The 13,788-nt window shown below is 71.1% G+C and carries 14 protein-coding genes and 1 pseudogene; 11 read left to right on the top strand and 4 right to left on the bottom strand.

All coding sequences use genetic code 11. The features are described 5' to 3' along the window. Positions 1-41 precede the first annotated feature (41 nt). Entirely contained in the window at positions 42-668 is a 627-nt protein-coding gene (locus tag ABT381_RS23065) for an orotidine 5'-phosphate decarboxylase / HUMPS family protein (protein WP_351597471.1), read from the top strand. Between the two features lie 38 nt (positions 669-706). Beyond that, on the top strand, positions 707-1,303 hold the full coding sequence (gene hxlB / locus ABT381_RS23060) for a 6-phospho-3-hexuloisomerase (RefSeq protein WP_351597468.1): 597 nt from the start codon (positions 707-709) through the stop codon (positions 1,301-1,303). Between the two features lie 48 nt (positions 1,304-1,351). Here the strand turns inward: hxlB and ABT381_RS23055 are convergent, their stop codons facing one another. Further along, positions 1,352-2,353: an aldo/keto reductase family protein gene (locus ABT381_RS23055; RefSeq protein WP_351597465.1), complete on the bottom strand. Its 1,002-nt coding sequence runs from the start codon at positions 2,351-2,353 to the stop codon at positions 1,352-1,354. A 273-nt stretch (positions 2,354-2,626) separates the two neighbouring features. Between ABT381_RS23055 and ABT381_RS23050 the strand changes: the two genes are divergently transcribed. The 8 genes from ABT381_RS23050 to ABT381_RS23015 are packed head-to-tail and all read left to right on the top strand — an operon-like array spanning position 2,627 to position 9,881. After that, positions 2,627-3,928 carry an ATP-grasp domain-containing protein gene (locus tag ABT381_RS23050; RefSeq protein ID WP_351597462.1) on the top strand — a complete coding sequence of 434 codons (1,302 nt, stop codon included), beginning with the start codon at positions 2,627-2,629 and terminating at the stop codon, positions 3,926-3,928. A gap of 58 nt (positions 3,929-3,986) precedes the next feature. Next, positions 3,987-6,038, top strand: a complete 2,052-nt coding sequence (locus ABT381_RS23045) for a CocE/NonD family hydrolase (RefSeq protein WP_351597459.1) — start codon at positions 3,987-3,989, stop codon at positions 6,036-6,038. Positions 6,039-6,080: 42 nt separating this feature from the next. Next, positions 6,081-6,281, top strand: coding sequence for a hypothetical protein (locus tag ABT381_RS23040; RefSeq protein WP_351597457.1), 201 nt, complete (start codon positions 6,081-6,083; stop codon positions 6,279-6,281). Next, positions 6,278-6,736, top strand: coding sequence for an MrpF/PhaF family protein (locus tag ABT381_RS23035; protein ID WP_351597455.1), 459 nt, complete (start codon positions 6,278-6,280; stop codon positions 6,734-6,736). Before ABT381_RS23040 ends, ABT381_RS23035 begins: the two co-directional genes overlap by 4 nt. Then, the gene (locus ABT381_RS23030; protein WP_351597453.1) at positions 6,729-7,013 is read left to right on the top strand and encodes a Na(+)/H(+) antiporter subunit B; all 285 of its coding nucleotides are present in this window, start codon (positions 6,729-6,731) and stop codon (positions 7,011-7,013) included. The genes ABT381_RS23035 and ABT381_RS23030 overlap by 8 nt, the downstream gene beginning before the upstream one ends. After that, positions 7,010-7,777, top strand: a complete 768-nt coding sequence (locus ABT381_RS23025) for an MnhB domain-containing protein (protein WP_351597450.1) — start codon at positions 7,010-7,012, stop codon at positions 7,775-7,777. Before ABT381_RS23030 ends, ABT381_RS23025 begins: the two co-directional genes overlap by 4 nt. Beyond that, positions 7,774-8,124, top strand: coding sequence for a sodium:proton antiporter (locus tag ABT381_RS23020; RefSeq protein WP_351597447.1), 351 nt, complete (start codon positions 7,774-7,776; stop codon positions 8,122-8,124). The genes ABT381_RS23025 and ABT381_RS23020 overlap by 4 nt, the downstream gene beginning before the upstream one ends. Continuing rightward, positions 8,121-9,881 carry a complex I subunit 5 family protein gene (locus ABT381_RS23015; protein ID WP_351597444.1) on the top strand — a complete coding sequence of 587 codons (1,761 nt, stop codon included), beginning with the start codon at positions 8,121-8,123 and terminating at the stop codon, positions 9,879-9,881. Before ABT381_RS23020 ends, ABT381_RS23015 begins: the two co-directional genes overlap by 4 nt. Here the strand turns inward: ABT381_RS23015 and ABT381_RS23010 are convergent. Together ABT381_RS23010 and ABT381_RS23005 are read right to left on the bottom strand one after the other, a co-directional pair. Continuing rightward, a complete protein-coding gene (locus tag ABT381_RS23010; protein ID WP_351597441.1) occupies positions 9,878-11,017 on the bottom strand; it encodes a M20 family metallopeptidase in 1,140 nt (379 codons plus the stop codon). The genes ABT381_RS23015 and ABT381_RS23010 overlap by 4 nt on opposite strands. Before the next feature lie 29 nt (positions 11,018-11,046). After that, on the bottom strand, positions 11,047-11,994 hold the full coding sequence (locus ABT381_RS23005) for a cation diffusion facilitator family transporter (protein ID WP_351597438.1): 948 nt from the start codon (positions 11,992-11,994) through the stop codon (positions 11,047-11,049). Between the two features lie 145 nt (positions 11,995-12,139). Here ABT381_RS23005 and ABT381_RS23000 point away from each other — a divergent pair, with 145 nt between their 5' ends. After that, the gene (locus ABT381_RS23000) at positions 12,140-13,105 is read left to right on the top strand and encodes an LLM class F420-dependent oxidoreductase (protein ID WP_351597435.1); all 966 of its coding nucleotides are present in this window, start codon (positions 12,140-12,142) and stop codon (positions 13,103-13,105) included. Between the two features lie 144 nt (positions 13,106-13,249). Here ABT381_RS23000 and ABT381_RS22995 read toward each other — a convergent pair. Further along, positions 13,250-13,788, bottom strand: a pseudogene (locus tag ABT381_RS22995) (NrfD/PsrC family molybdoenzyme membrane anchor subunit); the annotation flags it as partial.

The following is a 13,788-nucleotide window of genomic DNA, read 5'->3' as shown; positions in this document are numbered from 1 at the left end:
CGCGCCCCTGAACCCCTGCTCGTACAAAAGGAGTTGGCCCCATGGCCGTACAGTTGCAGATCGCCCTGGACCGGATGCCCCTGGAACGGGCGGTGCGGCTCACCGAGGCCGTCGCGCCGCACGCCGACTGGATCGAGGTCGGCACGTCCCTGATCAAACACTTCGGGATGCGCGCCGTGACCGAGGTGGCGGCGGCCGCGGGGAAGGTCCCCGTACTGGCCGATCTGAAGACCGCGGACGACGCGGTGTTCGAGTTCACGCTCGCTTACGACGCGGGGGCTGCCTCCGCGACCGTCCTCGGGGTGGCCGCCGACGCGACCCTGGACGCCGCCGTACGCGTCGCCGCCGAACGCGGCACCGAGACTGTGGTCGACCTGATGCAGACCACCGAGGAGCGGCGCACGGCCCTCGCCGCCCGGCTGCCCGCCGACGTCGTCCTGGCCGCACACGTCGGCAAGGACGCCCAGCGGGCCGGCGGCAACCCCGCCGATCTGCTCGGACCCTGGCGGCACGGCCGCCGGGTCGCCGTCGCGGGCGGCCTGACCGCCGCCGACCTGCCGGCCTTCACCGGCCCCGACGACATCCGCGTCATCGTCGGCTCCGCGGTGACGGCGGCGGACGACCCCGAAGCGGCGGCCCGCGCCCTCGCCGCGGCCGCCGGCCGCTGACACCCGTACATCAACCCCTCACCGAAGGACCCGCCACCATGGCCGAAAACCCCGAAAACACCGAAAACGCTGAACTCCCCTCCGCCGCCGCCCTCCTGGACACCGTCCAGGAAGAACTGCGCGGCGTCCTCGCCGCCGTCGACGCCACCTCCCTCGACGCGCTGGCCGCCGTCCTCCTGCGCGCCCGGCGGATCTTCGTGGCCGGCGAGGGCCGCTCCGGGTTCATGGCCAAGGCGTTCGCCATGCGGCTGATGCACCTGGGCCTGCCCGTGCACGTCGTCGGCGAGACCACCACCCCGGCCGTTGCCGACGGCGACACCGTCGTCGCGGTCTCCGGATCGGGGACCACGGCAGGCACCGTGCGGGTGGCCGAACAGGCCGTCAAGACCGGCGCCGAAGTGCACGCCGTGACCACCGCGCCGGACTCCCCGCTCGGCACCCTGGCCGCTGCCGTCCTGCTGCTGCCCGCCGCGACGAAGTACCGGCGGCCCGGCGAGGTCCCCAGCGTCCAGCCGCTCTCCAGCCTCTTCGACCAGGCCACCCACCTCACCCTGGACGTCGTGGCCCTCCGCCTCGCGAACCTCCTGAAGGTCGACAACGAACGCGCCCGCACGGCCCACGCGAATACGGAGTGAGGGCGGACGGGGGAGCGGGGTGCCGGCCGCCGCAGGCCCCGTAAAGAGTCAGCCGTCGTTGGCCGGGTTGCCCGCGGTCAGCGCCGGGTCACGGGTCGCCACCGGCTCCAGGATGTCGTCCACGGCCTTGAGCAGCGCGGGTTCCAGCCGGACGCCGGCCGCCTTGACGTTCTCCGTGACCTGCTCGGGGCGCGAGGCGCCGATGATGGCGGCGGAGACGTTGCGGTTCTGCAGGACCCAGGCCACCGCGAGCTGGGCGAGCGAGAGGCCGGCCTGCTCCGCGAGCGGCCTGAGCTGCTGGACCCGCTCCAGTACCTCGTCCCGCAGCCAGCGCGCGACAAAGGTGGCGCCGCCCTTCTCGTCCGTGGCGCGGGTCCCGGCCGGCAGCGGCGCGCCCGGGAGGTACTTGCCGGTCAGCACGCCCTGGGCGATCGGCGACCAGACGATCTGGCCGATGCCCAGCTCCTCACTGGCCGGCACCACCTCGGCCTCGATCACCCGCCACAGCGCGGAGTACTGCGGCTGATTGGAGATCAGTGGGATGTGCAGCTCGCGGGCGAGAGCGTGGCCCGCGCGCAGCTGGTCGGCGGTCCACTCCGACACGCCGATGTAGTGCGCCTTGCCGGCCCTGACCACGTCGGCGAACGCCTCCATGGTCTCCTCCAGCGGGGTGCTGTGGTCGTAGCGGTGGGCCTGGTACAGGTCGACGTAGTCGGTCCGCAGGCGGCGCAGCGACCCCTCGATCGACTCCATGATGTGCTTGCGGCCCAGGCCCCGGTCGTTCCGGCCGGTGCCGGTCGGGAAGTAGACCTTGGTGAAGATCTCCAGCCCCGCGCGCCGCTCGCCCTGGAGCGCGGCGCCGAGCACGGACTCGGCGCGGGTCTCGGCGTAGACGTCGGCCGTGTCGAACGTGGTGATGCCCGCGTCCAGCGCGGCACGGATGCAGGCGGTGGCCGCATCCTGCTCCACCTGCGAGCCGTGCGTGAGCCAGTTGCCGTACGCGATCTCGCTGATGGTCAGGCCACTGCGGCCCAGGCGGCGGTATTCCACGGTGTCAGCTCTCCTCTGTAGGACTACTTCTGCCCTTCCGCACCATCCTGCCCCGCCGCCGCCCATCGACCCGAACGGCCCGGTGAGCACGTCCGGTCACAGGACTTTCGCGCCGCGGCTGCATGACTCCGGTGGCGTGGGTACTCGGCGGAACGATCCCGGGGCAGGCGCGTGGCGCGCCGGTCTTCACGCGTGTCTGTGATGACTCGGGCGGCCGTCGCACGGTAGAAGGACGGGTAACCGGGCCCCCGCCGCCAATACGAAGGAGGTCCCTTGAGTAGGAAGAATATCTTTGTCGTCGGTCTGGACGAGGGAAATCTGACCGAGCTGCAGGCTCTTCCCGATGCCGCGGAATACACCTTCCACGGCCTGCTCACCCCCGAGGAACTGCAGGTCGGCGAGGTGTCCGTACCGCAGCTCCTGGAAAAGGCGTACGGCATCCTGGACGCCTTCGAAGGCAGCATCGACGCCATCGTGACCTACTGGGACTTTCCCGCGAGCACCTTCGTTCCGATTCTCGGCGAGCGGTACGGAACGCGTACCACCAGCCTGGAGTCCATCGTCAAGTGCGAGCACAAATACTGGAGCCGGCTGGAACAGCAGAAGGTCATCGACGAGCACCCGCGTTTCGGCCGGGTCGACCTCTCGTCGGACGACCCGCAGCCGCCCGACGGCGTGCGCTTCCCGATGTGGCTCAAGCCCGCCCTGTCCTATTCGTCGGAGCTGGCCTACGGCGTCAAGGACGAGAAGGAATTCAAGGAGGCGGTGGGACACATCCGGGAGGGCATCAGCCGGGTGGGGCGCCCCTTCGAAGACATCATGGCCCGCATTGAGCTGCCCCCGGAAATGGCCGGGGTCGGCGGGGAGGTATGCCTGGCCGAGGAGGCGATCTCGGGAATCCAGGTGGCCGTCGAGGGCTATGTCCTCAATGGCGAGGTCGTCGTCTACGGGACGCTGGATTCCATCAATTACCCCGACAGCTCCAGCTTCCTGCGCCACCAGTACCCCTCCACGCTGCCCGATGACGTCGTCCAGCGGCTGCGCATCGCCAGCGAGCGGGTGATACGCCAGATCGGGATGGAATCGGCGACCTTCAGCATCGAATTCTTCTACGACCCGCACACCGACGCGATCAATCTGCTGGAGATCAACCCCCGGCATTCGCAGTCGCACGCGCAGATCTTCCACTACGTCGACGGCGTGCCGAACCACCACTGCATGGTCCGCCTCGCCCTCGGCAAGGACCCCCGGCTGCCGCAGGGCGAAGGCCCGTACCGCAAGGCCGCCAAGTGGTACTACCGCTGGTTCACCGACGCCGTGGTCCAGGACGTGCCCTCCCCGGAGGAGATCGAGCGCATCGAGCGGGAGATCCCCGGCGTCCGCATCGAGATGGTGCCGGAACCGGGGAAACGTCTCTCCGACGCGCCGCAGCAGGACAGCTACAGCTGCGAACTGGCCCACATCTTCACCGGCGCCGACAGCGTGGACGAGATGACCGAGAAGTACGACCAGTGCGTGGCCGCCCTCAACCTCACCTTCGAGGGCACCCCACCGCCGGACGACCACGACGAGTGAGCACGGCCCGTCGGCACGGCGAGCGCACCGGCACACCGGAAAGGAGCACGGCAGCCGCATGCAATTCGTGAGCGACCTGCCCCACGCGACGAAGGAAGAGGACCACGTCGCGATCCCCATGCCCGACGGCACCCGGCTCTCCGCGCACATCTGGCGCCCCGTCACCTCCGACGGAGAACCGGTGCCGGCGATCCTGGAGTACATCCCGTACCGCAAACGGGACCTCACCTCCGTCCGCGACTCGATCCACCACCCCTACCTCGCCGGACACGGCTACGCCTGCGTCCGCGTCGACATCCGCGGCACCGGCGACTCCGAGGGCGTCCTGCTGGACGAGTACCTGGAACAGGAACAGGCCGACGCCGAAGAGGTACTCGCCTGGATCGCCGCACAGCCCTGGTGCGACGGGAACACCGGCATGATGGGCATCTCCTGGGGCGCCTTCGCCGCCCTCCAGGTCGCCGCCCGGCAGCCGGCCAGCCTGCGCGCCATCGTCATCGCGTCCTTCACCGACGACCGCTACTCCGACGACATGCACTACATGGGCGGCACGCTGCTCTCGGACAACCTCGCCGAGGCCGGCACCATGTTCGCCTACGCCACCTGCCCGCCCGACCCCGAAGTCGTCGGCGACCGCTGGCGCGACATGTGGCACGAACGGATGGAGGCCAGCCGCCCCTGGGCCCTGGAATGGCTGCGCCACCAGCGCCGCGACGACTACTGGAGGCACGCCTCGGTCTGCGAGGACTACGACGCCATCCGCGTGCCCGTCCTCGCCTCCAGCGGCTGGGCGGACGGCTACTCCAACGCCGTCTGCCGGCTGCTCAGCAACCTCGACGTGCCGCGCAGGGGACTCATCGGCCCCTGGTCGCACAAGTTCCCCCACCTGGGCGAGCCCGGCCCCGCCATCGGCTACCTCCAGGAAGTCGTGCGCTGGTGGGACCACTGGCTCAAGGGCGCCGACAACGGCGCCATGGACAGCCCCATGCTGCGCACCTGGATACAGGACAGCATGCCGCCCTCCACCTCCTACGAGGAGCGGCCCGGCCGCTGGGTCGGCGAGCCCGTCTGGCCCTCGCCGCGCATCAAGGACAGCGTGCACCCCCTCAGCCGGCACCGCATCGGCCCGGCACGGACAAAGGACGAAGGGGAGCAGGACGACGAGGCGGCCAGAGGCGACGCGCTCACCGTCGAATCCCCGCTGTCCGTCGGCCAGTTCGCCGGCAAATGGGCCTCCTACAACGCGCCGCCGGACCTGCCGTACGACCAGCGCGAGGAGGACGGCGGCTCGCTCGTCTTCGACAGCGAACCGCTCACCGAACGCCTGGAGGTCATGGGCACCGCCACCGTCGAGCTGGAGGTCTCCGCCTCCGAGCCCGTCGCGATGGTCGCCGCCCGGCTCTCCGACGTCGCCCCCGACGGCGGCGCCACCCGCGTGACGTACGGCCTGCTCAACCTCACCCGGCGGGACGGCACCGGCGTACCGCAGCCCCTCGAACCGGGCCGGCGCTACCGTGCCACCGTCCAGCTCAACTGCACCGCACAGGTGTTCCCGGCCGGCCACCGCGTCCGCCTCTCGCTCTCCACCTCCTACTGGCCGCTGGCCTGGCCACCGCCCCGCCCGGTCCGGCTGAGCGTCTACGAGGGAACCAGCACCCTCACCCTGCCGGTCCGCCCCAACGACGTACCCGACGACGTGCCCGACCCCGCCTTCGGCGAACCAGAAGGCACCGAGCCGGTCCCCGCCACCCAACTGCTGCCCAAGGAACAGCGCTGGGACGTCAAACGCGACCTGGTCAACTACAACAACGCACTGGAGATCGTGAAGGACGCAGGGCTGGTGCGGTTCGAACAGCCCGGCCTGGACGTCGGCCGCCGCGCGTACGAGCGGTACACCTCCGTCGCCGACGACTTCACCTCCGTACGCGGCGAAACGACCTGGACCATGCGCTTCCGGCGCGGCGACTGGGACGTGCACGTCGTCACCCACACCACCCTGTGGTCCAACGAGGACTGCTTCTGCATCGACGCCACCCTCGACGGCTACGAAAGCGACCGCCGGGTCTTCTCCCGCACCTGGAACGAGACCCTCCCGCGCGACTCCCTGTGACACGGGGTACCCGTCCCGCGCGTCGTCGGGAAAGGGGCGGACATGCGGTGTTTTGATGGCGGCATGGCGTGGGGCCGGGTGAGCAGCGTGATCGAGGTGGCGGTGTGGTGGGCGGCGCTCTTCGCCCTCTGGCTCTTCCTGATCAGTACCGTCGACGCCCTGGAACTCCTCGTCGGCGCCGCCGTCTCCCTGGTCGGCGCGGCCGCTGCCGCCGCCGCACGCCGGGCGGTGACCGACCGGTGAACGCCTGGCTGGTGGCCGCCGCCGCACTGATGGTGGCCGGCCTCGGCCCGGTCCTGTGGTGCGTGGCCACCGGACCGCTCCGCCGCCGCGTCGCCGCCCAGAACACCGGCACGCTGCTGGTCTGCCTCGTCCTGCTGCTGCTCGCCCGCGGCTACGCCCGCCCGCCGTACACCGACGTGGCCCTGGTCGTCGCCCTCCTCGGCCCGGTCGGCACCCTCGTGTACGCCCGGCTCCTCGGGCCCGAGATGGGCGACGACCCGCAGCAGGGACCGCTCACCAAAGCCTTCGCGGTGGTCGCCTCAGCGGCCGTCGTGCTGCCGCTGTGCGTCGCCGAGGGCCCCGGCCGCTCCCTGGTCAAACTCCTCCTCATCGGCGCCATCCTGGTCGGCGGCAACCTCATCTCCTCCAAAGCGCTGTCCGGCGCCCGCCCGAAGGAGGCGGACGACCATGGCTGACGTAGTGATCGCCGTCGCGCTGCTGCTGGTCGCCGCCACCGCCACCGCCGCCGTCGCGGTCCGCGACCCGGCCCGCCAGGCCCTGGTCCTCTCCCTCCTCGGCCTCACCCTCACCCTGCTCTTCACCGTCCTGCAGGCCCCCGACGTCGCCCTCTCCCAGCTCGCCGTCGGCTCGGCCCTGACCCCCCTGCTCATCCTGCTGTCCGTACGCAAGGCACGCCGCCGCTCCCTCGACCGAGTACGCGCGGAAAAACAAGCGGGGGAGGGCGGAACATGAACCGACGGCTGCGGATGTGGGTACTCCTGCTCGGGCTCGCCGGCACCGCGGCCCTGCTGGTCGCCGCCGCCCTCCGACTGCCCGCCTTCGGCAACGACTTCCACCCCTACGGCGACCGCGCCGTCCGCGAAGCACTCGCCCGGCAGACCGCCAACACGGTCTCCGCCGTCAACTTCGACCAGCGCGCCTTCGACACCCTCGGCGAGGAAACCATCCTCTTCGCCGCCGTCCTCGGCACCGTCGTCCTGCTCCGCCAGGCCCGCGACGAACGCCAGGTCGAACCGGCGCCCGCCGACGTCGCGGCACCCGTACGCCGCTACGCCCTCGTCCTGCTGCCCGTCACACTCGTCGCCGGGCTCTACATCGTCGCCCACGGCCAGCTCACCCCCGGCGGCGGCTTCCAGGGCGGCGTCGTCGCGGCCACCGCACTCCACCTGCTCTACATCGCCGTGGACTACCGCGCACTGGAACGCATCCGCCCCCTCGGCCTCTTCGAAGTCGGCGACGCGGCCGGCGAAGCCGCGTACCTCGTCATCGGCGTCGCCGGACTGCTGGCCGGATCCTCCTACCTCGCCAACACGATCCTGCCGCACGGCACGTTCAACACCCTCTCCTCCGGCGGCACCGTACCGCTGCTCAATGCCGCCATCGGGATGGAAGTCGGCTGCGCGGTCGTCGTACTCCTCGCTCGCTTCCTGGATCAGGCAGTCGAGATCGAAGGGGAAGGGCAAGGGGAAGGGCAAGGGGAAGGGGAACGGAAATGATGGACGTACTGCCCTACCTCGTCGCCGCATGGGTCTTCCTCGTCGGCTGCTACGGCCTCGCCACCAGCCGCAACCTCATCCACGCCGTCGGCTGCCTGGCCGTCTGCCAGGCCGCCACCTACGTCCTACTGCTCGCCGTCGGCTACCGCCGGGGCGGCACCTCCCCGGTCTTCTCCGACGTCACCCCCGGCACCCGCCCCCTCGTCGACCCCGTCGTCCAGGCCCTCGCCCTCACCGACGTCGTGGTCGGCGCCACCGTCACAGCCCTCCTCCTCGCCCTGGTCATACAGGTCGCCAAACGGCACCACACCCTCGACCCGGACGAACTGTCGGAGCTGCGCGGATGAACCACCTGCTGCCGCTGGCCGTCGCCGCGCCGCTGCTGGGCGCCGCCCTCCTCGTCGCCGCCGGCCGTTTCGTGCCGCGCGTCGTCGCGGAGGCCGTGGGCGGCACCGTCGCCGCCGCCACCGCGGCCCTCACGCTCTACCTCCTGCTCGCCGCCCCCTCCCCGGTCATCGAATGGGTCGGCGGCTGGACCCCGCGCCACGGACACAGCGTCGGCATCGTCCTGCACGCCGACCACCTCGCCCTCGGCATGGCGGCGCTCGTCTCCGTCCTCGTCCTCGCCGTCCTCGTCTACTCCTGGCACTACTTCGACGAACCGCCCCGCAAACACGCCGGCTCCTTCCCCGCCCTCGTTCTCCTCTTCCAGGCCGGCATGTGCGGCTTCGTCCTCACCGGCGACCTCTTCAACGCCTTTGTCTTCTTCGAACTCATGGGCGTCGTCGCCTACGCACTGACCGGATACCGCGTCGAGGCCGCGAAGGCCGTACAGGGCGGCCTCACCTTCGGCGTCGTCAACTCCCTCGGCGCCTACGCCATGCTGCTGGGCATCGGCCTGCTCTACTCCCGCACCGGCGAACTCGCCATGCGGCACATCGGCGCCGCGCTCGACGCCCGCGGCGCCCCCGACGCCCTCGTCCTCGCCGCCTTCGTCCTCCTCCTCACCGGACTGCTCGTCAAGGCCGCCGCCGTCCCCTTCCACTTCTGGCTCCCCGACGCGCACGCCGTCGCCCCGACCCCGGTATGCATGCTGCTCTCCGGCGTCATGGTCGAACTCGGCGTCTACGGCACGGCCCGCGTGTACTGGACGATCTTCGCCGGCCCCGGCGGCATCCCACCCGAAGCCGTCACCCGCACACTCCTCACCTTCGGCGTGCTCTCCGCCGCCGTCGGCGCGGTCATGTGCTGGTACCAACGCCACGTCAAACGCCTGCTGGCCTACTCCACCGTCGCCCACACCGGCCTCTTCCTCATCGGCCTCGGACTGCTCAAGCCCGAGGCGACCGGCGGCATCGCGCTGTACGTCCTCGGACACGCGGGCGTGAAGGCGGCGCTCTTCGCGTGCGCGGGCATCCTGCTGGACCGCTACGGCTCCATCGACGAGTACGAACTGCACGGCCGCGCCCCCGAACTGCGCCTGACCGCCCTCTACTTCGTCGCGGCCGGACTGGCACTCGCCGGACTGCCCCCCTTCGGTACGGCACTCGGCAAGGCCGTCACGGAAGAGGCCGCCGGACCCTGGCTCACCGCCGTGTTCGTCCTCGTCTCCGCCGTCACCGGGGGAGCGGTACTGCGCGTCGCCGCCCGCATCTTCGGCGGCTTCGGCCCGGCCCCCGCGGACGACGCGGAATGCGAGACCAGCGGCGAACGCGAACAGCCGGAGACCGAACAGCAACTGACCCGGGTCCCCGCCACCATGCTGGCCGTCCCGGGCGCGCTGCTCGCCGGGGCGCTCCTGGTCGGCGTGGTACCGGCCGTCCGCGCCGCCGCGGGGAGCGCGGCGGACGAGGCGACGGCCGGAGCGACCGTGGTCCCCGTCCCGCCGCACTGGTCGGCCGCCGGACTGCTGCTCGGCGTACTCTCCGCGGCCCTCGCCGCCGCCCTCGCACTCCTCGCCGTCCGCCGCCCCCAGCACACCCGCAGCCGCCACTGGATCGACCCCCTGCGCCTCCTCCACTCCGGCCACATCGGCGACTACGTCGCCTGGACCGTCGCGGGGACGGCGTTGCTGGGAGCGCTGGCCTTGTCGGGCGTGCTCTAGGCGGGGGTGCTCCGGGCGGGCGTGCTCTGGGCGGAGGGCGCGTGACGAACCGCGTTCACCAGGTCGGCGACCAGGTTCGCCCGCTCCGCCATGGCATCGATCACCACGTACTCGTGGTCGGCGTGTGCACCGCCGCCGACCGCTCCGAGCCCATCGAGCGTCGGCACCCCCAACGCGGCCGTGAAGTTGCCGTCGCTTCCGCCGCCGACCGCCGTGCCTTCGATACCGGGAAGCAACTGCTGCGCCAGCGCGAAGAGTTCGGCCGAAGCCGACTCGGGCATCGGCGGGCGGCCGACGGCTCCCCGGACCGTGATCTCCGCCCCGTCGAGATGCGGTTCCAGTGCAGCGAACGCGGATTCAACGCGTTCCTTCTCGCCGGCCGACTCGACCCGGACGTCGACGATGACGGTGGCCTCCGCCGGGACGACGTTGTCCAGGGTGCCGGCGGACGCGACGGTCGGGGTGACGGTCGTACCGATATCGGGTCGGCCGAGCGCTGCGATGTCCAGTACCTGATGCGATGCTTCGATCAGCGCGTTGATCCCGGCCGCGGGCTCCAGGCCCGCGTGCGAGGCCCGGCCCGCGACGGAGACCTGAAAGGTGCCGCAGCCCTTGCGGCCGGTCTTCAGGGCCCCGCCGTCGGCGGCACCCTCCAGCACCAGCACAGCGCCGCAAGCAAGGGCCCGTTCTTCGAGGAGGGCCCGAGACGAGCCGGAACCGACCTCTTCGTCGGCGGTCACCAGGATCTCCACGCCCGACCGGTCATCGAGCGCCGCCACGCCATGAACGGCCTGCACCAGACCACCGAGCATGTCGAAGACCCCGGGGCCGGTCGCATGCCCGTCCTCGACCCTGAACGGGCGGCGGGCGAGGGTGCCGAGCGGAAACACCGTGTCGTGATGACCGAGGATCAGTACTCGCGGATCGCCGCCGGCCGACCAGTGGACATGCGGCCCGGCTTCGCTCTCCACGAGGACGGCCTGCCCACCGAGGCGGCTCTCGATGATCGACGCGACGGCCTTGGCCGATGCCGTCAACGCGTCGAGATCGCGCGACGGAGACTCGACTTCGACGAGTGTCCGCAGGTCATCGAGCATCGCGTCAACACGCACGGGGACGGCCTTGTGCATCATCATGCCGCAAGGGTAATTGGCACTCCCTGGACTCAGCCGGTCCCCTCCGCAGTCGAAGCGGACGAGCCGCTGGGCGCATCGGCCGGCGCCTCCGTGATGTCCAGGAAGACGTGATCGGCCTGCGGCCAGGTGTCCTCGACCTCGCGCTTGATCCGTACGCACACCAGCTCCACCCGCTCGCTGTCCAGCCCCGGCGCCAGGTCGATACGGGCCGCCACCAGCCACGAGTCCTCCCCGAGCCGCATCGTCAGCAGCGCCGCCACATTGTCGACCTCGGGCTGCGAGACGAGCAGCGCCCGGATGCGGTCCCGCAGATCCTGGTCGACGGACTCACCGATCAGATGGTCGCGCGCCTCCTTGCCGAGCCGGTACGCCACGTACACCAGCAGCAGCCCGATCGCGAACGACGCCGACGCCTCCCACGCCACCTCGCCCGTGAGCAGGTGGAGCAGCATCCCGGCCGCCGCCAGCAGCACGCCCAGCACCGCGGCGCCGTCCTCGGCGAGCACCGTGCGCAGCGCCGGATCACCGCCGCCGGCCTTCTGTACGCGCAGCTGGTACACCGCCCTGACCAGCGACGTCCCCTCGGCGACGAACGCCACGCCGAGCACGATCAACCCCGCCGCATAACCGCTCGGCGACTCCTGCGAACCCTCCCGCAGCGCGCTGATCCCCTGGAAGAAGGAGAAGCAGCCACCCATCACGAAGATCCCGACCGCGGCCAGCAGCGCCCAGAAGTAACGCTCCATGCCGTACCCGAAGGGGTGGCGGCGGTCGGCGGGGCGGCGGCTGCGGCGCAGCGCGGCGAGCAGGAACAGCTCGTTGAGGCTGTCGGCGACGGAGTGCGCCGCCTCCGACAGCAGCGCGGGCGAACCGGAGATCAGACCGCCGACCGCCTTTGCGACCGCGATGACGAGATTGGCGGCGAGCGCCACGACGACCGTCACCCGGGTCCGGCCGTCGGACTTCTTTCGATTCACCGTGATTCACCGCCGCCATTCGGGGGACGCGGAGGTTCCGGGAGATCCACAATACGCATCAATCGAGCGTGTACCCGGTTCGATGAAAGGGAACCACGGAAAACCTCGGAGGAGATTCCGCAACCAGCCGAAAAGGTGAGTGACAATGGTGGACGTCGGATACACGATGATGACCGAACAGGCCGGGCCGCGCGAACTGGTCGACCATGTCGTCATGGCCGAGCGCGCCGGTTTTGATTTCTCGGTCACCTCGGACCATTACTTCCCGTGGCTGGCCTCGCAGGGCCACGCCCCGTACGCCTGGAGCGTGCTCGGGGCGGCCGCGCAGGCCACCTCCCGCATTCCGCTGATGACGTACGTGACGTGCCCGACGACCCGATACCACCCGGCGGTCGTCGCCCAGAAGGCGGCGACGATGCAACTGCTCGCGCAGGGCCGGTTCCGGCTGGGCCTGGGCTCGGGCGAGAGCCTCAACGAACACGTCGTCGGGCAGGGCTGGCCCGCGGCGCCGGTGCGCCTGGAGAAGCTGGAGGAGGCCATCGAGATCATCCGGGCGCTGTTCTCCGGTGACGAGGTGACCTATCACGGCGAGCACTTCAATGTGGACCAGGCCGTGCTGTGGGACCTGCCCGAGGAGCCGCCGAAGATCGGCGTCGCGGTCTCCGGCGGGTACTCCTGCGCGATCGCGGGCCGGCTCGGTGACCTGGTCATCGCCACCGAGCCGAAGAGCGAGCTGCTGCAGGCGTTCGACAAGAACGGCGGCACGGGGAAGCCGCGCGTCGGCCAGATCCCGGTCTCCTACGATCCCGACCGGGACGCGGCGATCGCCCGGGCGCACGACCAGTTCCGCTGGATGGTCGGCGGCTGGCCGGTCAACTCCGAACTCCCCGGCCCGTCCGGCTTCAGCGGCGCCACGCAGTACGTACGCAAGGAGGACATCGCGCAGGCCATCCCGTGCGGCGACGACGTCGGTACGTTCGTGGAAGCGGTGAAGGCGTACGCGGACGCCGGCTTCACGGAGGTCGCCCTCGTACAGATCGGCGGCGACCAGCAGGAACCGTTCATCGAGTGGGCCCAGAAGAATCTGCTGCATGAGATCCGGGCGTTGTGAGGTCCTGTCGTATGCCCCGCACTTGCCGTACCGTTTCGGCCCCTCTTCTTCCCCCATTGGGGGGTGCGAGGTCCCCTTCTCAACACAGTACCGGCCGGTACTGACAAAGCCGGCGGCCTGTGGACAACGCTACGCAGCGCCCCGCTAACCCCGCTCCTCCCGCCCCCGTCGCTGTGGTTCCACCGTGTACTTCGGGTCCTTCGCCGAGGCGATGCCGGCGTGGAAGATGCCGAAGCGGGTGAGGGCCGAGCCGGTCAGGAGGGCGAGGCCGCCCGCCACCGCTGCCGGGCGGCTGCGGTGGCCCAGTAGGCCGGCGGTCGCGGCGCCCGCCACGGTGAGGGCTTGCGCGCAGCGCAGCAGCTTGCCGGCCGTTCCCGTGCGGTAGGTCTCGGCGACCATGCCGAGCCGCCGCTCGGCCGCGGTGATGGCCGCCTTGTCGGCCGCCGCAGCCAGTAGCGCGGCGCACCGCGCGGGCGCGTTCTCCCCCGTCGGGGACGTCACCAGCGCCATGCCCGAGGCGGCGGCGGTCGCCGACGCGGCGAAGAGGTACGGCAGTTCGCGGTGGGCGCCGTGCCACGCGGGCACCGCCGTGTCCGCCGCGAGTACCGCCGTGTACGCCGTGACAGCCGGGCCGAGCAGTGCCGCGGCCCCCGTCGCGGCGGCGCCCACCCGCGGCAGCCCGC

It is taken from the genome of Streptomyces sp. NPDC000151, from assembly GCF_040301705.1.
In the GTDB taxonomy this organism is placed as follows: Bacteria; Actinomycetota; Actinomycetes; order Streptomycetales; family Streptomycetaceae; genus Streptomyces.
The sequence above is the reverse complement of the archived record's forward strand: the minus strand, read 5'-3'. Positions and strand labels throughout refer to the sequence as shown.

What these genes read in the sequence shown, in the direction of transcription:
- ABT381_RS23040 (WP_351597457.1), top strand. Translation starts at nt 6,081, where the DNA reads ATGCGGTGTTTTGATGGCGGCATGGCGTGGGGCCGGGTGAGCAGCGTG.
- ABT381_RS23000 (WP_351597435.1), top strand. Translation starts at nt 12,140, where the DNA reads ATGGTGGACGTCGGATACACGATGATGACCGAACAGGCCGGGCCGCGC.
- ABT381_RS23030 (WP_351597453.1), top strand. Translation starts at nt 6,729, where the DNA reads ATGGCTGACGTAGTGATCGCCGTCGCGCTGCTGCTGGTCGCCGCCACC.
- ABT381_RS23020 (WP_351597447.1), top strand. Translation starts at nt 7,774, where the DNA reads ATGATGGACGTACTGCCCTACCTCGTCGCCGCATGGGTCTTCCTCGTC.
- hxlB (WP_351597468.1), top strand. Translation starts at nt 707, where the DNA reads ATGGCCGAAAACCCCGAAAACACCGAAAACGCTGAACTCCCCTCCGCC.
- ABT381_RS23010 (WP_351597441.1), bottom strand. Translation starts at nt 11,017, where the DNA reads ATGATGATGCACAAGGCCGTCCCCGTGCGTGTTGACGCGATGCTCGAT.
- ABT381_RS23065 (WP_351597471.1), top strand. Translation starts at nt 42, where the DNA reads ATGGCCGTACAGTTGCAGATCGCCCTGGACCGGATGCCCCTGGAACGG.
- ABT381_RS23025 (WP_351597450.1), top strand. Translation starts at nt 7,010, where the DNA reads ATGAACCGACGGCTGCGGATGTGGGTACTCCTGCTCGGGCTCGCCGGC.
- ABT381_RS23015 (WP_351597444.1), top strand. Translation starts at nt 8,121, where the DNA reads ATGAACCACCTGCTGCCGCTGGCCGTCGCCGCGCCGCTGCTGGGCGCC.
- ABT381_RS23045 (WP_351597459.1), top strand. Translation starts at nt 3,987, where the DNA reads ATGCAATTCGTGAGCGACCTGCCCCACGCGACGAAGGAAGAGGACCAC.